Source organism: Solimonas marina (assembly GCF_012241385.1).
Classification (GTDB): Bacteria; Pseudomonadota; Gammaproteobacteria; order Nevskiales; family Nevskiaceae; genus Solimonas; species Solimonas marina.
This window is the reverse complement of sequence record NZ_JAAVXB010000001.1, coordinates 546,626-566,140: the sequence shown is the minus strand read 5'-3', so window position 1 is coordinate 566,140 and position 19,515 is coordinate 546,626. Positions and strand designations below refer to the sequence as shown.

Genomic DNA, 19,515 nt, shown 5'->3' with positions numbered 1-19,515 from the left:
AGTAAACATTCTGCAACTCGACAGGCCCCCTGCTACGCGCAGAAGCGGCGAAAAATCATGAAACGCTGGATATTGATAACGACACTTTGTGTGGCGGTTTTAGCGCTGATCGGCGCGGCAACGGTCTGGATCGGCATCCGGCATTTGAGTGCCGATCTGCCGCCAGTCGACACGATCCGCCAGATCCAGCTTTCGGTCCCGCTGCGCGTTACAACCAGCGATGGCAAGCTGATCGGTGAATTCGGCGCCGAGCGCCGGACCTTGCTGCACTACGATCAGATTCCGCCCGAGGTGATACACGCCTTCCTCGCGGCCGAAGACGACCGCTTCTTCGAGCACCCGGGCGTCGACTGGGAAGGCCTGATGCGTGCGGCCGTCAAGCTCGCGCTGACGGGACAGAAGACGCAGGGTGGCAGCACCATCACCATGCAGCTGGCGCGCAACGTTTTTCTCTCGAACGAGCGAACTTTTACCCGTAAGTTCAAGGAGATACTGCTCTCCCTGCGGATCGAGCACGAGCTCACGAAGAAGGAAATCCTGGAGCTCTACCTCAACAAGATCTTTCTCGGCGAACGCGCTTATGGCGTCGGCGCTGCGTCCTATGTCTATTTCGGCAAGGACATTCATGACCTGAGCCTGGCGCAGATCGCGACCATCGCCGGGCTGCCGAAGGCGCCGTCGCGCGACAACCCGATCGCCAATCCACAGCGCGCGCGCGATCGCCGCAACTACGTGCTCGGTCGCATGCGTGACCTCGGTTACATCACGCAAGCGCAGTATGAGCACGCACGCGCGGAGCCGGAGACGACGCATCCCTATCAGGCCAAGGTCGACGTCGACGCACAGTACGTCGCTGAAATGGCACGCGCCTGGGCGGTCGATCGCTATGGCGACGACGTTTACGACCGCGGCCTGACGGTCGTCACGACCATCGACTCGACGAAGCAGACCGCCGCCGTGGCCGGACTGCGCGACGCCCTGCTGGCATACGACGAACGGCACAGTTATCGCGGACCGGAGGCACATCTGTCCGAGGACGTGTTGAGTGCCAACGGCCATGAAGCGCTGCTCGACGCACTTGACGAGCACGCACCGGTGGCCGGTTTGCTGCCGGCGGTCGTCGTCTCGCAGGACGATAGCGCGCTGAAGGTGATGACCGGCAATGGCGCGCTGACACTGGAGCCGAAAGATTTTGCCTGGGCGCGTCTCGGCAAGAAGCCGCTGATCCCAGGGGACCTGATTCGCATTCGCCGCGACGGCGATCGCTGGCGTCTGGCCGAGATTCCGACCGTCCAGGGCGCTTTTGTCGGCCTCGCGCCCAAGGATGGCGCGATCGACGCGCTGGTCGGCGGTTTCGATTTCTACAGCAACAAGTTCAACCGTGCGACGCAGGCACGCCGCCAGGTCGGTTCGGGCTTCAAACCCTTCCTCTACGCGGCCGGTCTTGCCGACGGCTACACGCCGGCATCCATCTTCCTCGACGCGCCGGTGGTTTTCGACGATCCGTCGGTCGATTCGTCCTGGCGACCGGAGAATTTCGAGGGCGACCTCAAAGGTCCGATGAGCCTGCGCGAGGCGCTCGTGCACTCGCGTAATCTGGTCTCGATCCGGCTCTTGCAGGCGATCGGCATCGACTACACCAAGCAGTACGTCCAGCGCTTCGGCCTGCCGGTCGACCGCTTGCCGAACGACCTGACAATGGCACTCGGCAGCGCCGTGTTTACACCGCTGGAAATGGCACGCGGCTTCGCGACGATTGCCAACGGCGGTTTCCTGGTCGACCCCTATTTCGTCGCGGAAGTGCGCGACAGCGACGGCAAGACGCTGTACACCGCGAACCCCAAGCATGCTTGCCCGGAGTGCCCGGATGACGGCAGCGAGAACGAACAAGGCGGCGATGCGGCAAACGTAGCGTCGCCCGAACAGACTGCAACGAACAACACTCCGGCAGGCACGCAGACGACGCCCATGGACGGAGCGACCGCAGGCGACAGCGACACCGGCGGCGTGGCCACGCGGACCGTGTCACCGCAGGTCGATTGGCTGATTTCGGACATGATGCATGACGTCGCCACGCGCGGAACCGGTGCCGGCACCAACGTCCTGCATCGCAGCGATCTGGCCGGCAAGACCGGCACCACCAACGACCAGACGGACGCCTGGTTCAATGGCTTTCAGGAAACGCAGGTCGGCGTCGCCTGGGTCGGCTATGACCAACCAACGCCGCTGGGCCGCGGCGAAGTGGGCGCCAAGGCCGCGCTGCCGATCTGGATCGACTACATGCGCGCCGCCTTGAAGGACGTGCCGCAAGCGCGATTGCCGCAGCCGCCGGGCCTGGTTGAAGTGCGTATCGACCCGAAGACCGGCAAGCTCGCGCCGCCGGGCTCGCCGGACGCCGTTTTCGATATCGTCCAACAGGATCACGTCCCCGAGCCCGAAACCAACGATCCGCGCCACGATCCGAACAAGGCCGGCCTCGAGGATCTTTACTGACGGTCGTCCGATGCAGGCACCACTGCGCAACGTCATCGCCGAAGAAGCAGCTCGCATCGTCTGCAGCGAGTCGCTGATCGACTATCACGCAGCAAAGCTCAAGGCATTGCATCGGCTCGGCCTGCCATCGCGTCATACGTCGCTGCCGGATAACGGACAGGTCGACGCTGCGGTGATTGATTATCTACGGCTGTTCGGCGGCGCCGCATATACACAAAGGCTGGCACGAATGCGTCAGCTTGCGCCGCGATTGATGCGCAGTCTGGCGGCTTTCGAGCCGCGCCTGACCGGTGGCGCGGTCAGCGGTGCGGTGACCGTTGCCCACCACCTGCAGCTACACGTGTTTGCCGAGCAATCGGAATTGCTCGACATGTTCCTGCTCGATCGTGGCATCGACTTCGACATTGACGAGCGCCGCTACAAATATCCGGGTGGCCGCGAAGAACAGGTCCCCTTGCTGCGCTTCAGTACCGATGGTGTTGGCGTCGACCTTGCCGTCTTCATGACCGACGACCTGCGCCGAACGCCGATCAGTCCGATGACCGGCCTGCCGTACGCACGACTGAATCTCGACGAAGCGATCGCGCTGGCCAGCAACTGAGCCCCAACGAAAACGCCCGGACGCTGCCGATGCGGCGTCCGGGCGTCTTTCAGCGTTCTGCCCTAAAGGTCGAGATTACCGACCAGCAAGGCGTTCTTCTCGATAAAGTCACGCCGCGGTTCCACGTGCTCGCCCATCAGCGTCGTGAAGATCTGATCGGCGGCCACCACGTCTTCGATATCGACCTTGACCAAGCGGCGATTCTGCGGCTCCAGTGTGGTCTCGCTGAGCTGCTCGGGATTCATCTCGCCGAGACCCTTGTAGCGCTGCACATGCAGACCGCGACGGGCTTCCGACAACAACCAGCCATAAGCCGTATCGAAGCTTTCGGCATGGAAGCTGCGCTCGCCGCGCTTGGCGTCCAGCCCCTGGCGGCCCAGTTCATTGATGCGACGACGCAGCGCGGCAATTCGTGCGTAGTCTGATCCGCCAAAGAAATCTGCATTAAAAGCAAATACTTGCTGATTTCCGTGAATATTGCGCGAGACCTGTACCAGCGGCCCTTCGCTGCCCAGACGGGCCTCGACCGCGAAATGTCCACGCAAACCATCGGCGTTGAGCGCCGCGGCGTAGCGCTGCGCCCAGTCTGCCAGCTCCGCCTCGCCTTCGGGCAACGGCGAGAGCTTGGCGAGCTCGCTCAACACGTGATGCTCGTAGCGGCGGCCCAGGCGATCGATCAGTTCGCCGACCGATGCATATTCGCGGCTCAGGGCGACCAGCGTTTCGTCCGGCACCTGGGTGCCACCGGCGTGCAGGCTCGCGCCGTCGAGCGCGGTGCCGATCAGCCACTCGTTGAGTTCGTGATCGTCCTTGACGTAGGTCTCGTGCTTGCCGCTCTTCAGCTTGTACAGCGGCGGCTGCGCGATATAAACATGGCCACGCTCGACCAGCGTGTACATGTGCCGATAGAAGAACGTCAGCAGCAGCGTACGAATGTGCGCACCGTCGACGTCGGCGTCCGTCATGATGATGATGCGGTGATAGCGCAGCTTTTCCGGCTTGAAGTCATCCTTGCCGATGCCACAGCCCAGGGCCGTGATCAGCGTTGCCACTTCCTGTGACGACAGCATCTTCTCCAGGCGGGCGCGCTCGACATTGAGGATCTTGCCCTTCAGCGGCAGGATCGCCTGAAACTGACGGTCGCGCCCCTGCTTGGCGCTGCCACCGGCCGAATCACCCTCGACCAGGAACAGCTCCGACTTCGACGGATCCTTTTCCTGGCAGTCGGCCAGTTTGCCCGGCAGGCCGATACCGTCCATCACGCCTTTGCGACGCGTCATTTCACGCGCCTTGCGCGCCGCTTCGCGCGCAGTCGCGGCTTCGACGATCTTGCTGCAGATGACTTTGGCTTCGGCCGGACGTTCCAGCAGGAACTCGGCGAGCTTCTCGGCAACCACCTCTTCGACCGCCGGCCGTGCCTCGCTCGACACCAGTTTCATCTTGGTCTGCGACGCAAACTTCGGATCCGGCATCTTCACCGACAAGACGCAAGCCAGGCCTTCGCGCATGTCGTCACCGGTGATGTCGACCTTGGCCTTCTTGGCGTACTCGTTTTCCTCGATGAACTTGTTGATGACACGCGTCATCGCCGCGCGCAGACCCGTCAGATGTGTCCCGCCGTCGGCCTGCGGAATGTTGTTGGTGAAGCACAGCACCTGCTCGGTGTAGCTGTCGTTCCACTGCATCGCGACTTCGACGGACACTTCGACGTTGATGCCGCTGCCGAGCGCCACCGTCGACGTACCGGTCGAGTGAAAGACACTCGGATGCAGCGTGGTCTTGGCCTTGTTGATGTAGTCGACGAAGCCCTTCACACCACCGGAAAACGCGAAATCCTCTTCCTTGCCGTTGCGCTCGTCGATCAGGCGGATACGCACGCCATTGTTGAGGAACGACAGCTCGCGCAGACGCTTGGCGAAGATGTCGTAGTTGTAGTCGACCTTGCCGAAGATTTCCTCGTCGGCCAGATAGTGCACCTCAGTGCCGCGCTTGTCAGTGTCGCCGACGATCTTCAGCGGCGATACTTCGACGCCGTTCTGCACGTCGATCACGCGATCGACCGCGTGACCGCGTTGAAACTCCATGAAGTGCTTTTTGCCGTCGCGACGAATCGTCAACTTCAGCCACTTCGACAGCGCATTGACGCAGGACACACCGACGCCGTGCAAGCCACCGGAAACCTTGTAGCTGTTCTGGTTGAACTTGCCGCCTGCGTGCAGCACGCACATGACGATTTCCGCCGCGGTGCGCTTCGGCTCGTGCTTGTCGTCGAACTTCACGCCGACCGGGATACCGCGACCGTTATCGGTCACCGAGATCGAGTTATCCGTGTGGATCGTGACGACGATGTCATCGCAATGACCCGCCAGGGCTTCGTCGATCGCGTTGTCGACGACCTCGAACACCATGTGGTGCAGGCCCGTGCCGTCGGACGTATCGCCAATGTACATGCCGGGGCGCTTGCGTACGGCTTCAAGACCCTCAAGCTGCTGGATGCTGGATTCGTCGTAATCAGGCTGGGCTGGCGCAGTCATCGATCAATGCTCGAATGTGAAGCGTTAATTTTAGCATCCGCCAGCCTTTTGCTCCGGGGATAAAGCTGGGGAAAAGATTGGTATAGATGGGGTCATCGCCGGACTTTTCCATGTTCCACGTGGAACATCGTCGCAACGGCGTCCAGAGACGGGACGGGCTCGAACGCGGTAACAAAGCTCTGACCAGCGTAGCCCGCTAATGCATCAGCGAGGCGCGCCTGGAATCGCGGCGCCAGCTCTGCCGTGAAGTCGTCAATCAATACGATGGGTGCTCGACCGCTCGATCTGGCGATTTCGTCGCACTGAGCGAGCAGCATCGCCGCCAACAACAGCTTCTGCTGCCCGCGGCTGATCCGGTTGCGAACGCTACGGGCGTCGGCCCGGATCTTCAGTTCAGCACGATGCGGTCCGGCGGATGTCGTGCCCAACTCCTGGTCGCGCGCGCGATGCTGTGCCAGCGCCTCGCGCAGCGCCACATCCGCTTTCCAGCCAGGATTGAGATCGAAGGTCCACTCACCCTCATCGAGGAAGCTGCGTATTCGTTCGTTGACTGCCGTCGCGATAGAAGCCAGATGCCGAACACGAAGCGCGTGCAGCGCCTCGCCGCTTTCGGCCAGCTCAGGCTCCCAAGCTGCAACCTCATTGGAAGACCGCCGTGTCCTCAACAGCTGATTGCGCTGCTTCAAGGCTCGTCGGTATCGACGCCATGTCGGCAGAAAGGAATGTTCCACGTGGAACACTCCCCAATCGATAAAACTACGCCGATACGTCGGCCCTTCCAGAACCACACGGTGCATGCCCGGTTCCAGTATCTGCGTCGGGCACAGGCGGAGCAGCTCCATGCTCCGCACAGCCGACCGGTCGACGCGAATATCGAGCGCATCGCCGTTCCACTGCACGCCGCTGGTATGCGGCAAACCATCGTGGTCTTCACTTGCACCAAAGACCGTCCATTGCCGGCTCGCCGGCCCGGCCAGCTCCGACATCACATTGCCGCGAAACGATCGAGCCCGATTCAGGCAGTACAGCATCTCCAGCAAGCTCGTCTTGCCGGCCGCGTTCTCCCCCACAAACAAATTGAGCCTGCTCGACAGCGGCAGGCTCAATCGTTCGAAGCGGCGGAAATTTTCAGCCTTGAGCTGAACAATCCGCATGAACAGGACTCACAGTCGCATCGGCATGACGACGTATTTGCTCGACTCGTCGTCGAGCGCGTGGATCAGGCCGCTCGAATCGGCATTCTTCAGTTCCATCACGAACTGCTCGCTGTTCAAGGCACCGAGTGCATCGAGCAAATAATTAACGTTGAAGCCGATTTCGATCGGGCCGCCTTCATAGCCGACTTCCAGATCTTCTTCCGCTTCCTCGTGTTCCGGGTTGTGCGTCTGCAGGCTCAGTTTGCTGCCATCAATCGTCAGGCGCACGCCACGAAACTTCTCGTTCGACAGAATCGCCGTCCGCGCCAACGCCCGCTTCACCATCTCGCGATCCGCCTGCAGTTTCTTGTCGCCCGATTCCGGCACCACCCGCTCATAGTCCGGGAAACGGCCATCGATCAGTTTGGTCGTCAGCCTGACGACGTCGAGGTCCACCTCGATCTGCGTGGCGCTGATACGGACCTTTGCCGGTTCATCAGTCGAATCAAGCAGACGCTGCAATTCCAGGATCGCCTTGCGCGGCACGATGACCTGAATCCGTTCACTGATTCCCGTCTCCAGCGTCGCTTCGCTCAACGCCAAGCGATGACCGTCGGTGGCGACAGCACGAACGCGGCCCGCATCCACCTCAAGCAAGGTGCCGTTGAGGTAATAGCGCACGTCCTGCTGTGCCATCGCGAATTGCGTTCGTTCGATCAACGAGCGGAGCTGGGCCTGCGCCATGCTCAACTCGCGGCCGTCCGTGACTCGGCCTAGCGCCGGAAATTCATCGGCCTTCAAGCACGACAACGAATAGCGGCTACGACCCGACTTCAGTAGCGCTTTGTCGCCGCCGACTTCGAGACTGATTTCGGCACCTTCCGGTAGACCGCGGCAGATATCGAAAAGCTTGCGTGCCGGTACCGTCGCACGACCAGGCGCGAGATTCTGCACACGGGCTCGCGCTTCCAGCTCGATTTCCAGATCGGTCCCCGTCACGACCAGTTCGTCGTCGCGCAGATCGAGCAGGAAGTTCGACAGCACCGGCAAGGTCTGCCGTCGCTCAACCACGCCGATCACTGCCGACAGCGCCGACAACAACTCGTTACGTCCAACTTGCAGTTTCATAGTCGACCGATTGTTTTCGTCTTTTCGTAAGAACTTCAGACCAGCAATAACAGGCCTGTCCCATGCGTGTTGATAATCCAAAAAAAATATTAAAAATCAAAAACTTGAAATCAAAAAACGCTACCGTAAACCCCTGTAAGGCCGCTCGAACGAGTTGTGGATAAGCCTTGCATCAATTCTATCCACAGCTTGTTCGGCGCGCTGTCCAGACGCTCACCCCACTTCAGCGCACAACTTCTTAAAAGCCCAGCTGTCGCTGCAGGTTTTCATAATCCTCGCGATATTTCACTTCCGCCTCGCGTAGCTCGGCGACCTTGCGACAGGCATGCAGGACCGTCGTGTGGTCCTTGCCGAAGGCCTCGCCAATCTCCGGCAGGCTGTGCTGCGTCAGTTCCTTGGCCAGGGCCATCGCGACCTGGCGTGGCCTGGCCAGCGATCGGGTCCGTCGCGGCGAATTCAGATCGGTGACACGGATGTTGTAGTAGTTCGCGACCGTACGCTTGATGTTGTCGATCGTCACCATGCGCTCGTAGGCGGCGAGCATGTCCTTGAGCGTGGCACGTGCGAACTCCACGGTCATCGCCTCGCCGCGCAGTCGCGCGCTGGCCGACAATCGCAGCAGTGCCCCTTCCAGTTCACGGACGTTGGAGCGCACGCGCTGGGCGACGAACATCGCCACGTCTTTCGGCAGCTTGACCTGATTCTGATCGGCCTTGGACTGCAGGATCGCGACGCGAGTCTCCAGGTCCGGCGGCTCGACGGCCACGGCCAGGCCCCAGGTGAAACGCGACTTCAGACGTTCGTCGATGCCGTCGACGTCCTTCGGATAGCGATCCGACGTCAGCACGATCTGCTTGCGGCCGTCGATCAGCGCGTTGAAGGTGTGGAAGAACTCTTCCTGGGTTCGTTCCTTGTGCGCGAAGAAATGAATGTCGTCGATCAGCAGCGCGTCGACCGAGCGATACAGGTTCTTGAACTCGTCCATGCGGCCGTGACGGATCGCCGACGTGAACTGATTCATCCACTGCTCGGCGCCGACGTAGGCAACGCGTGCACGGGCCGGACGCTCGCCGATGATGGCGTTGCCGACCGCGTGCATCAGATGGGTCTTGCCGAGGCCGGAGCTGCCGTAGATCAGCAGCGGGTTGTACGGTCCCCCCGGGGTTTCGACCACGTGCTGTGCTGCGGCGCGTGCGTGGGCGTTCGATTTGCCCTCGATGAAATTGTCGAAGCGGTAGTCCGGATTCAGCTTGCCGGTTGGCACCGGCAGGCTTTCCTCGGCGGGACCGCTATCCAGCGTGCCCAGCATCGAGGGTTCGGCTGCGACGCTGCGAATATCGGCACTGCCGACGCTCAGTTCGACTTCACCGACCGCGCTGCCGCCGTTGGCGCGCAAGCTGCGCTGTATCAGTTCCAGAAAATCCTGGCGGACCCGGTCGAGCACCAGGCGATTGGGCGCCAGCAGATGAAGCCGGTCGCGAATGATGACCGGCTGCAGAGGGCGTATCCAGGTATGAACGTCGCGGTCGGGCAGTTCGCCCTCCAGCCAGCGGACACACTGGGCCCAGAGATCCTCTTCGTGCATGATTCTTTGATTGATGAGCTAGGCAGCCGCGTCGGCGGCCGGCGCTGCGGATGGGCACACGGCGGTGCCTGGACGAAGAGTCTAAAGCCTTCGGTCCCGGCTTATCCACAAGTTATGCGATATCTGCCGCTTGAACACGGATTCGCCACCCGGTACACTCCGCGCCCTTTTTGTGTTCGATCAATCTGTTCAGGTGACTCATGTCCAAGCGCACGTATCAGCCGAAGGTCCTGCGTCGTAAGCGCACGCATGGCTTCCGTGCCCGTATGGCGACCAAGGGTGGCCGCGCCGTTATCGCGCGTCGCCGTGCCAAGGGCCGCAAGCGTCTCTGCCCGTAAAGCCGGCACCACGATGGACGAAGCGGCGCGCTTTCCACGGCGCGCCCGCTTGCTCAAGCCGGCGGAGTTCAAGGCCGTCTTCGGGCGTGGGGTGCGGATACACGAGCGGGGTTTGACGGCAGTCGGTGCCGCCAATACGCTCGCCCACGCGCGTCTAGGCCTGGCGATTTCGAAGAAGGCTCTGCCGCTGTCGGTCGATCGCAATCGGCTCAAGCGACAGATACGCGAAATCTTCCGCCTGAAACACCGGAGTCTTCCGGCCGTCGATCTGGTGGTCCTGGCCAAGCCAGGGATAGCCCAACTGACGGCGGCACAACGGCGCCAGAGCCTGGAGCGACTGTGGACCCGCATCGCAGCTTTGTCGGTACCTGCCTCGTCGGCTGCGCCGTCATCCTCATCCGCGGCTACCAGATCCTGATCAGCCCGCTTCTCGGGCCTCGCTGCCGCTTCTATCCCAGCTGTTCGCATTACGCGATCGACGCCCTGCGCACGCACGGGCCGCTGCGTGGTCTGTGGCTGGCGGTTCGCCGCATCACGCGCTGTCATCCTCTCAACCCGGGCGGTTACGATCCGGTCCCCGAACCTCGGACGGCCGAGCACGATCGTTGTGCCTGCCGTACGCCCCACCAGCAGACCTGAAACGATGGAAAACCGTCGCTTTATCCTGATCGCCCTGACCGGCGTCGTGCTGTTCTTCCTCTATCAGGCCTGGCAGAAGGATTACGGCAACCGACCGCCGGAAACTCCGGTCGCCGAAACCGCGCAAGCGCCGCAGGGCAATGCCGCCGCGGCCGCCGCATCGGTTGCCGACACCGGCAAGCCGAATCCGGCCGATGCCAGTGCGCCGGCTGCCACCGCGACGGCTCAGACCATCACCGTCGACACCGACGTCTACGTTGCCGAGATCTCGACGCAGGGCGGCGAGATCAAGCGTCTCGAACTCAAGCACTACCCGGCGACCAAGGACAAGGCTGAGCCGATGTCGCTGCTCGACGATCGCAACGGCCGTTTGTTTGTCCTGCAGAGTGGACTGGTCGACCTGCAGCAGCCGCTGACCAGCGATCAGACGATCTACAGCGCCGCACAGACCTCGTACCAGCTCGCCCAGGGCCAGGACCAGCTCGACGTGACGCTGACCTACGAAGGTGCCGACGGCCTGCAGGCGCAGAAGGTCTATCACTTTCACCGCGACAGCTACGAGATCGAACTGTCGCAGACACTGAAGAACGGCGATGCCGAGCGCACCGTCAGCCCTTACGTGCGCCTGGTGCGCACCGACTACAAGCCGGACGGCGAACCGCGTTTTTCGCACACGTTCACTGGCGTCGGCTTCTATCAGCAGTCGGAGCCGGGCAGCGACAGCTACAAGTTCAAGAAGACCGCGCTCGACAAGCTCGACAAAGATGCGTTCGAGACGCATCAGACCGGCGGCTGGATCACCATCCTGCAGCATTACTTCGTTGCCGCGATCATCCCCGATCAGAAGGAAGCGCTGACCTATAGCGCCAAGCCGCGCGAGGGTGGTGGTTACAAGGCGCAGATGGTGGGTGCCGGCATCAAGCTGGCACCGGGCGAGACGCACGCCTTCGACACCAAGCTGTACATCGGCCCCAAGCTGCAGGACCGCATCGAGGACGTCGCGCCGCGCTTCGACCTGACGCTGGACTACGGCATCCTGACGCCGATCGCCAAGCCGCTGTTCATCGTCCTCAAGTTCTTCCACAAGCTGACCGGCAACTGGGGCTTCGCGATCATCCTGTTGACGATCAGCGTCAAGCTGGCGCTGTACAAGCTTTCGGAAGCGCAGTACCGCTCGATGGCGAAGATGAAGGTCTTCGGTCCGAAGATCCAGGACCTGCGCGAACGTTACGCCGACGATCGCGAGCGCCTGCAGAAGGCGATGATGGACCTCTACAAGAAGGAGGGCTTCAACCCGCTGGCGGGTTGCTGGCCGATGCTCGTGCAGTTCCCGATCTTCATCTCGCTGTACTGGGTGTTGCTTGAATCGGTCGAACTGCGCCAGGCGCCGTTCATGCTGTGGCTGCAGGACCTGTCGGCACCGGATCCGTTCTACGTGTTGCCGGTGTTGTACGGCGCCACGATGTGGCTGCAGCAGAAGCTGTCGGGCAACCAGACCATGGATCCGACGCAGCAGAAGATGATGCAGATGATGCCGATCTTCCTGACGGCGTTCTTCACCTTCTTCCAGTCCGGTCTGGTGCTGTACTGGGTCGTCAACGGCATGATCAGCATCGCCCAGCAGTGGTACATCACGCGCAAGTTCGCGCCGGCGCCGACCACCGCGACCGCCAAGCGCTGACGCGTCCCGCCCAGCTCCGGCGGCGCGGGCGCTCAACGGTGCGCGAATGACGGCGACCGACACCATCGTCGCCGTCGCCACCGCAGCGGGTCGCGGCGGCGTCGGCATCGTCCGGCTGTCCGGACCTGATGCGGCGGCGATCGCCGCCCGCATCGCCGGCACCTTGCCGGCGCCGCGCACCGCAGCCTATCGCCGCTTCCGCGACCGAAACGGTGCGACGCTCGATTCCGGCCTGGTGCTGCAGTTCGTCGCCCCGCAGTCGTTCACCGGCGAAACGGTCGTCGAGTTCCAGGGCCACGGCAGCCCGCAGGCATTGCAGCTGTTGGTCGCCGAAGCCTGTGCGCACGGTGCGCGGCCGGCGCGTGCTGGTGAATTCTCCGAGCGTGCCTTCCTCAACGGCCGCATCGACCTGGCTCAGGCAGAAGCGATCGCCGATCTGATCGATGCGTCGACCGCCGAGGCCGCGCGCGCTGCGCAACGCTCGCTGGATGGCGAATTTTCCAAGCGCGTCCACGCCGCTGCCGAGCGTCTGATCGAACTGCGTATGTTCGTCGAGGGCGCGCTCGACTTTTCCGACGAAGACGTCGACTGGCTGGCCGACCGCGGTCTTGCCGAACGCGTTGCGGAAGCTCGAACCGCACTTGCCGAGCTGCTCGTCCAGGCCGAACAGGGCCGGCGCCTGCGCGACGGTTACACGGTGGCGTTGACCGGCCAGCCCAACGTCGGCAAATCGACGCTGCTCAACCGGCTGGCCGGCGCCGACGTCGCCATCGTCACCGACATCGCCGGCACCACGCGCGATGTGCTGCGCGAGAACCTCGATCTGCGCGGCTTGCCGGTGACGCTGGTCGACACTGCCGGACTGCGCGATGGCGGCGACGCCATCGAGCGCGAGGGCATGCGCCGCGCGCGCCTGGCGCTCGAACAGGCGGAGCTGGCCCTGTTCATCGTCGACGCCCGCAGTGGTATCAGTGCCGAGGACCGCATGTTGATCGACGCGCTGCCAGCTGCGCTGCCGCGCCTGATCGTGCACAACAAGGCCGATCTGGCATCATCGACGGCGAGCTTGCCAGGCAACGACGCCGTGGCGATTTCCGCCGCGACCGGCGCCGGGATCGATGCCTTGATCGCCGAGATCCATCGGCGCGCCGGTCTACGCGTCGGGGAGGCCGGCTTGTTCTCAGCGCGCGGCCGCCACCTCGACGCCCTACGCCGTGCGCAGGCGCTGCTCGATGCCGCAGCCGAGCGCCTCGACGAGCGTGTGCTGCCGGAACTCGCAGCCGAGGACCTGCGTCGCGCGCTCGACGCGCTGGGCGAAATCACGGGTGCGTTCAGCAGCGAAGATCTGCTCGGACGCATTTTCGCGAGCTTCTGCATCGGGAAGTAGCGACCGCAACGACGCGCGCTGTGCCGACACGGACGTCGGGGGAAACCGGATTCGCCGGCGTTTGTCGGCTGCCATCATCATCACAGCCATCATGACCGGGGGGTCTCATGAAAGCGCTGCTCTGTCTGCTCGCGGTTCTGCCGACGCCGGCCCTGGCGCTGACGGCTGACGATTATCTCAGCCACTGCCGTGGTCACAGCACTTACGATCGTGCGGTCTGCATGGGCGAACTCGATGCCGTCCTCGAGCGCGACGCCCAGGCGCAAAACTCGCTGCTCGGGGGTTCGGCAATAACGACGGCGCTGGCAGCGCCGGCCTACTGCCTGCCGCCGGGCGCGAACCTGCGCCAGCTGCGCGACCGCATCATTCCCGTCCTCGCGTCCGGCTCCACCGCGACGCGTAGTGGCGACGCCAAGGCCGCATTGCGCGCGACGCTGCGCCGCGTTTATCCGCCGGCACCGAACTGCCTGCACTGACACGTGCTTGCCGCGGTGCGGTCGACGGCGCTAGCGTCGCGGCCTCGCTTCCGCGCTGAGCCGCCATGTCTGCCCACCCCCTGACGCCGGAGTCACTGACTCGCTTCCTGCACGAACAGATTCCGCTCTGTGCGGCGATGGCCCTGGAAGTGCAATCCGTTGACGAGCGGCGTCTGGTCGTGCACGCACCACTGGCGCCGAATCGCAATCCGCACGGGACGGTGTTTGGCGGCAGTCTGGCAACGCTGGGCATCGTCGCCGGTTGGACGCTGCTGTACCGCGCGCTGGCGCAGGCCGGGCGCGATGCGGCGCTGGTGATCCAGCACTACGATTGCGATTACCTCGCACCCGCGGCGGCAGCGTTCGAAGCGGAGGCGAGCCTGCCGGATGACTGGCCGGCCTTGTTGTCCCGTTTCGACAGTCGTGGACGGATGCGGTGCGACGTTCCGGTCGTCCTGCGCAGCGGTGACAAGCACGTCCTGAGCGGCACAGCGCGCTACGTCGCGCGACGTTGATCCTGCATTTGGTCCCGTCCTGATGGTCAGGGCTGCCCCCGATATGGGACAGTGCGAGCCATCAGGGAATTTCGTTTGGGGCCGGCATGACCGCATCGTCATGCGTGACGCGTCGTCATTTCGCGCGGTGGTGGCTGACCGCGGCGCTGCTGCTGTTATCGAACGCGGCACGCGCCACGCCGTGGCTCGAGGCTGGCGACAACGGCCTGCGCAGCGACGTCGAACTCCTGGCGTCGCACGGTCTGATCAATGCGTTGGTCACCAGCTGGCCACTGCCGGCCGGGCAGTTCAGCGCACTCGACGACACACAGCGCCTGGCGAACGAGCCCTTGTTCATCCAGCAGGCGGCGGCACGGGTGCGCGCGGCGCTACAGCGCAGCGATCTCGATCCGCAATTGAATGTGCGCGGCACTAGCCATCCGGCGGTCGTGCGCAGCTTCCAGACCACCGCGCGTGCAGACGTCGATGTCTGGGGACAGGCGTTGGCCATTGCCGGTCCGGTGGATGGACAGTTGCGCGTCGGATTGCGGGCTGACGGCGATCTGCACCACTCAGATGTCGTGCTCGACGGCAGCTATCTGACAACCCACTTCGGCAATGCGCTGGTCTACGGTGGCTGGATCGATGAATGGAATGGTCCGGGCTGGATCAGCAGTCTGATTCTGTCGAACAACGCGCGACCGTTTCCGAAGGTGGGTATCAAGCGTGACGACCCGCATGCCTTTGAAACACGCTGGCTGCATTGGCTGGGCCCGTGGCAGGCCGACTTCTTTGTTGGTTTGCTCGACGACAAGGAACGCCTCGACGACAACACCGCGTTCGGCAATCTGCGCCTGTCGATCAATCCGCTGCACGGGCTCGAGATCGCCGTGCAGCGTAGCGTCGAGTTCTGCGGTCACGGACATCAATGCAATCCGGTCAACGCGGCGTTTCATCTCTACAACGACGATCGACGTCAAAACAGCACCAACGAGGAAGCGACGATCGAGTTGCAGTATCGCGGCCGCATCGGCGCGCTGTCGTTCTCGCCGTATTTCCAGATGATGAACGAGGACACCGGTCCGTTCACGCACGCCTATACGAGCTATCTCAGCGGTTTGTCACTGGTCGGCACGCGCGGTGCGAACGGGGACCTCTGGCGGGTCGTCTTCGAGTTCGCCGATTCGGTGGCGACGATCAACGCCTTCGATTTCAGCGAGAGCTTTCACGGCATTGCGTACGGCAATGCGGGCTATCCCGACGGCTTTCGCTATCACGATCGCACGCTGGGCTTTTCGCTCGACAGCGATTCGAAGCTGGTGACCATGCAGCTCATGTTTCAGCACCACGACGGCTGGCGCCTCACCCTGGCCGTGCACCGCGCGATGGTCAGTACGCCGCAGCTCGCGCAGATTCAGGCGGCCGGCGATCCGCGCGCCTTGCACAATGTGGTGTCGGCCGTGCCGCTGCGTTTCAGCGAGATCGATACGCGGGTGAGCCTGCCGTGGGGACCGTTGCGCGGCTATCTCGCCATGCGTGTACGCAATCAGGCGCTACCCAATCATCTCGGTGGCCACGTGGACGGTGAAGCCGGGTTGTCCTGGCAGTTCTGAACGCCTGCACGATGCGTGGCATCCCGTGCGATCATGCGCCAGCTTCCATGGACGACCGCCGATCGAGATGAATGCCGACTACCAGTTCTGCCCACGCTGTGCCGCGGCCCTGCAGACCGAATCTCTCGGCGGGTATGAGCGTCGAGTCTGTCCGAGCGATGGTTGCGGCTTCATTTTCTGGGGCAATCCGACGCCGGTCGTCGCTGCGGTCGTCGAACACGAAGGCAAGCTATTGCTGGCGCGCAATGTCGCATGGCCGGCCGGCACCTATGCGTTGATTACCGGCTTTCTCGAACGCCACGAGATTCCGGCCGAGGCCGCCCAGCGGGAAGTCGTCGAGGAACTGAATCTGAAGCCGCTCGGCGCGCACTTCATCGGCCACTACACCTTCGAGCGCATGAACCAGCTGATCATCGCGTTTCATGTGCCGGCCGAAGGCGAGGTCACGCTCAATGAAGAACTGGCCGAGTGGAAGCATGTGTCGTTCGACGAGGCCACGTACTGGCCGGCCGCCACGGGCCTGGCATTGCGCGACTGGTTGCAGAGCCAGGGCTATCAGCCGACCGAGCTGCAGCTGCCGTTCCGCAACAAGCGCTGAAACCAGGCGCCAAAAACGGACTTCAGGCGCGGATCGTCACCGACGCGATGATGCGCGCGAGTTCATCCTCGTCGTAATACGCGGGATCGGCGCTGCTCGAAAGGCCGATGCTGTACGCAATCTGCGGTGCGAAGACGACATGGCCGCGTGTCAGCACCGACATTTCGATCGGCACGCCGTCAACCGGCACGGTAACCGAGAAGCGGCCGCGGACCATGGTTGCTCGCCAGCCGGAGACGTCGCCGTGCGAGGTGGCCGTCAATAATTCGAAGTTGCGATAGGTCCGGTGCAGCTGTTCGAGCTGCGCTTCGAACAGCGTCGAAATCAGCGCGGAGTTCGGGCTTGCCAGAGGCCGCGCCACAACCTGCAAGGTTGGGGCGATGTGATGTCGGCTGCGATGCTCGCCCATCGCGCAACAGAACGGTGCGGTGGTGCGTTGCAGCCAGGCCTGTGCCTCGCCGGCGGCATTCTTCCAGCGCGCCAAAGGCGACCATTGCGTGGGCACGAAGCGCCACGCGCTCGGCTTTCGCAAGGAGAAGCCGAGAGTACGCGCCTCGAAGACGTCGTCGGCCAGCATGAATGAAAGACTAGCAGCACTCGTGCCGAGTGCGCCGTGTCGCCGGCACCGCTCGTCGGCGTGTGATCAGCCGCCCTGCAGCGCTTTGACCACCAGCATGCGTGCGACCTTGTTCTCGATGCCTTTCGGTGGGGCAAGATCGAGGCGCTGCAAGGCCGGTTGCGCACTTTCCGGAATGCGCTTGTCGTCGAAGCGCAGCAGCTCCCACAGCAGTTTCCACTTCGGCGTCGTCGCCGCGGCCTTTTGCACGCGACCGAGCGCCGGCAGCAGCAGCTGTTCGAGCGCATCGAAATCGCAACCGACCGGAAACAGCGGCAGCACGCCCTGGCTGCGGTACGGCTGCAAACGGCGTTCCAGCATGGCCGGCGTGTTGCGCGCGTAAGCCGCCGGAATCTGCCAGCCGGCTTCGATCTTGCCGCTGCGTTGCGCCTGCGCCAGCAGGCTCGCCTGGAAGCGCGAGTCGGCGATACAGATCAGGGCTTTGGCGACCTCGTTGTCGGTCTTCGAGCGCAGGTCGGCGATGCCGTATTCGGTGACGACGATGTCGCGCAGGTGCCGAGGAATCGTCGTGTGCCCGTAGTTGAACAAGACGTTGCTGACCGCGTGCCCGCCCGACTCGCGCGCGGCGCGCACCAGCAGGATCGAGCGACCATCTGGCAGTTGATGAGCCTGGGCAACGAAGTTGTACTGACCGCCGACACCAGACACCACACGCCCGTCTTCGAGCCCATCGGAAACGAAGTTGCCGGATAGCGTCACCATCATGCCGGTGTTGATGAAGCGCGCGCGCGTGCGCTGCAGGCGATACAGGCGCGGATTGCGGTCGAGCTGATTGATCTTGTCGACGCCGGTCATGCAGATCGCGTCGCGATCACGCTCGCTGAGCCGATGCAGGCGTTCGTAGAAATCGCGCGGGCCGAGCAGAAAGCCGCCGTGCAGCAGAATGCCGCGGCGCAGCTGCGTGCCCATGCATTGCGCGGCGATGACGGCGCGCGAATGCGGGTCGGCGATGTTGGCGACCACGCGCGTGCCGTCCGGGGCGATCAAATAGCCGTGGTCGTACTGCGTCGCGTCGTTGAAGAAACCGTGGTGCTGCAAGACCTCGAAGTCTTGCGTGCGGATCACGCGCACGCCCAGTTCGTCGAATTCGTCGAGGACCGCCGGTGTCAGCTGCTGCGGGTCGCAGCGCCGCTCGTCGATCAATTGCTGTAGCGCCCAGAAATCGTAGACGCGGCGCTTGAGAATGCCGGCGTCGAGCAGATGCCAGAAACCGTCGACAAACATCTCGGTGGCGCCGTAGACGCCGTCGCGGAAGGGGTCGAGGCCGCCGGTGTCGTGAATCAGCGTGCCGCTGGTCTCTTCGATACCGAGATCGCGGATGACGCTGCGATAAACGGCGTTGTCCTGATGGCGCAGCTTGAGCGCGTGGACGATGGTGTCGCCAAGATTGCCGATGCCGAGCTGCAGGGTGCCGTTGTCGCAGACCAGCGTGCTGGCGTGCAGGCCGATCGCGTAGTCGGCATTGCTGACCGGCATCTTCGGCGTCGAGAACAACGGCGTCGTGTATGCCGGCGCATCGACGATGACGTCGAAACTCGCGGCGCCAATTTCCGCGTCATGTCCAAACCACGGCAGCGACGTATTGACCTGGCCGACGACGGCGTGCGGCCGCCCGCTGGCTTCGAGCAGGCGCAGCACTTCGGGGCCGGTGTCCGGATTGCACGACATCGAATAACGCGGCCCTGCCGTATCGTCGCGCTTGGCCAGCATCTGCGCGACGACATTGCAGCCTTGATTGAAGACATCGCGCGCGGCGTGCGTGTAGTTGCTGCTGATGTAGTGGCGCTGGGCCTCGACGTTGTCGAGCATCGCGCCAGTCAGGAAAAAGAACTCGATGACCTCGACATTGGCTGGCAGCGTACCGTCGCGCTGCGCCTTGACGTAATCGAGTTCCGGCACGCCGCCGAACACGCGCTCGATAAACGGTGCCATGAACGCACGCTCGACCGCCGATTTCGGTTCTGGTTTGGCCAGCGACAGCGCAGTGAGGATACGCAGCTGCATGCTGGCGTCTTGCTGGGCGCGCCGGAACAATGCGTTGACGAGTTCGACCGGCTTGCCGAGGCCCAGCGGAATTCCGAGCACGATGCGCTTGCCGACGCGGTCGATGATGCGGTCTACGGCCTGCTCGACATCGGTGACCACGGATGCAGATCGCTGCATGACGATCTCCCT

Annotated in this window: 17 protein-coding genes; 11 read left to right on the top strand and 6 right to left on the bottom strand. The window is 63.2% G+C overall.

Going from position 1 to position 19,515, the window contains the following annotated elements:
* Window positions 1-57 precede the first annotated feature (57 nt).
* Together G7Y82_RS02415 and G7Y82_RS02410 are read left to right on the top strand one after the other, a co-directional pair.
* A complete protein-coding gene (locus tag G7Y82_RS02415; protein ID WP_168146390.1) occupies window positions 58-2,493 on the top strand; it encodes a penicillin-binding protein 1A in 2,436 nt (811 codons plus the stop codon).
* Between the two features lie 10 nt (window positions 2,494-2,503).
* Window positions 2,504-3,094: a hypothetical protein gene (locus tag G7Y82_RS02410; RefSeq protein WP_168146389.1), complete on the top strand. Its 591-nt coding sequence runs from the start codon at window positions 2,504-2,506 to the stop codon at window positions 3,092-3,094.
* A gap of 62 nt (window positions 3,095-3,156) precedes the next feature.
* Here G7Y82_RS02410 and gyrB read toward each other — a convergent pair whose 3' ends face one another.
* The 4 genes from gyrB to dnaA all read right to left on the bottom strand — a co-directional run bounded on the left by gyrB (window position 3,157) and on the right by dnaA (window position 9,477).
* Window positions 3,157-5,628, bottom strand: coding sequence for a DNA topoisomerase (ATP-hydrolyzing) subunit B (gyrB, locus tag G7Y82_RS02405; RefSeq protein ID WP_168146388.1), 2,472 nt, complete (start codon window positions 5,626-5,628; stop codon window positions 3,157-3,159).
* Window positions 5,629-5,720: 92 nt separating this feature from the next.
* Window positions 5,721-6,782: a DNA replication/repair protein RecF gene (recF, locus tag G7Y82_RS02400; protein ID WP_168146387.1), complete on the bottom strand. Its 1,062-nt coding sequence runs from the start codon at window positions 6,780-6,782 to the stop codon at window positions 5,721-5,723.
* Window positions 6,783-6,791: 9 nt separating this feature from the next.
* Window positions 6,792-7,973 (bottom strand): DNA polymerase III subunit beta, encoded by a 1,182-nt coding sequence (gene dnaN, locus G7Y82_RS02395; RefSeq protein ID WP_240954009.1) that lies wholly within the window; start codon window positions 7,971-7,973, stop codon window positions 6,792-6,794.
* A 157-nt stretch (window positions 7,974-8,130) separates the two neighbouring features.
* A complete protein-coding gene (dnaA, locus tag G7Y82_RS02390; protein WP_168146386.1) occupies window positions 8,131-9,477 on the bottom strand; it encodes a chromosomal replication initiator protein DnaA in 1,347 nt (448 codons plus the stop codon).
* A 200-nt stretch (window positions 9,478-9,677) separates the two neighbouring features.
* Between dnaA and rpmH the strand changes: the two genes are divergently transcribed.
* The 9 genes from rpmH to G7Y82_RS02345 all read left to right on the top strand — a co-directional run bounded on the left by rpmH (window position 9,678) and on the right by G7Y82_RS02345 (window position 16,703).
* Window positions 9,678-9,815, top strand: a complete 138-nt coding sequence (gene rpmH / locus G7Y82_RS02385) for a 50S ribosomal protein L34 (RefSeq protein ID WP_168146385.1) — start codon at window positions 9,678-9,680, stop codon at window positions 9,813-9,815.
* Between the two features lie 13 nt (window positions 9,816-9,828).
* Window positions 9,829-10,233: a ribonuclease P protein component gene (gene rnpA, locus G7Y82_RS02380; protein WP_168146384.1), complete on the top strand. Its 405-nt coding sequence runs from the start codon at window positions 9,829-9,831 to the stop codon at window positions 10,231-10,233.
* Window positions 10,155-10,454, top strand: coding sequence for a membrane protein insertion efficiency factor YidD (gene yidD / locus G7Y82_RS02375; protein ID WP_168146383.1), 300 nt, complete (start codon window positions 10,155-10,157; stop codon window positions 10,452-10,454). The genes rnpA and yidD overlap by 79 nt, the downstream gene beginning before the upstream one ends.
* A 4-nt stretch (window positions 10,455-10,458) precedes the next feature.
* Window positions 10,459-12,135 (top strand): membrane protein insertase YidC, encoded by a 1,677-nt coding sequence (gene yidC / locus G7Y82_RS02370; RefSeq protein ID WP_168146382.1) that lies wholly within the window; start codon window positions 10,459-10,461, stop codon window positions 12,133-12,135.
* A gap of 46 nt (window positions 12,136-12,181) precedes the next feature.
* A complete protein-coding gene (mnmE, locus tag G7Y82_RS02365; RefSeq protein WP_168146381.1) occupies window positions 12,182-13,522 on the top strand; it encodes a tRNA uridine-5-carboxymethylaminomethyl(34) synthesis GTPase MnmE in 1,341 nt (446 codons plus the stop codon).
* A 107-nt stretch (window positions 13,523-13,629) separates the two neighbouring features.
* Window positions 13,630-13,998: a Rap1a family protein gene (locus G7Y82_RS02360; RefSeq protein WP_168146380.1), complete on the top strand. Its 369-nt coding sequence runs from the start codon at window positions 13,630-13,632 to the stop codon at window positions 13,996-13,998.
* A 65-nt stretch (window positions 13,999-14,063) separates the two neighbouring features.
* Window positions 14,064-14,513 carry a YiiD C-terminal domain-containing protein gene (locus tag G7Y82_RS02355; RefSeq protein WP_168146379.1) on the top strand — a complete coding sequence of 150 codons (450 nt, stop codon included), beginning with the start codon at window positions 14,064-14,066 and terminating at the stop codon, window positions 14,511-14,513.
* Between the two features lie 104 nt (window positions 14,514-14,617).
* Window positions 14,618-16,105, top strand: coding sequence for a capsule assembly Wzi family protein (locus G7Y82_RS02350; RefSeq protein ID WP_168146378.1), 1,488 nt, complete (start codon window positions 14,618-14,620; stop codon window positions 16,103-16,105).
* Window positions 16,106-16,172: 67 nt separating this feature from the next.
* On the top strand, window positions 16,173-16,703 hold the full coding sequence (locus G7Y82_RS02345; protein WP_168146377.1) for an NUDIX domain-containing protein: 531 nt from the start codon (window positions 16,173-16,175) through the stop codon (window positions 16,701-16,703).
* A 22-nt stretch (window positions 16,704-16,725) separates the two neighbouring features.
* On the opposite strand, the gene G7Y82_RS02340 is transcribed toward G7Y82_RS02345, so the two are convergent.
* Both G7Y82_RS02340 and G7Y82_RS02335 read right to left on the bottom strand, forming a co-directional pair.
* Complete coding sequence (locus G7Y82_RS02340; protein WP_168146376.1) at window positions 16,726-17,280, bottom strand: hypothetical protein; 555 nt, start codon at window positions 17,278-17,280, stop codon at window positions 16,726-16,728.
* Window positions 17,281-17,346: 66 nt separating this feature from the next.
* Window positions 17,347-19,503, bottom strand: a complete 2,157-nt coding sequence (locus tag G7Y82_RS02335; protein ID WP_168146375.1) for an acetyl-CoA hydrolase/transferase C-terminal domain-containing protein — start codon at window positions 19,501-19,503, stop codon at window positions 17,347-17,349.
* Window positions 19,504-19,515 lie beyond the last annotated feature (12 nt).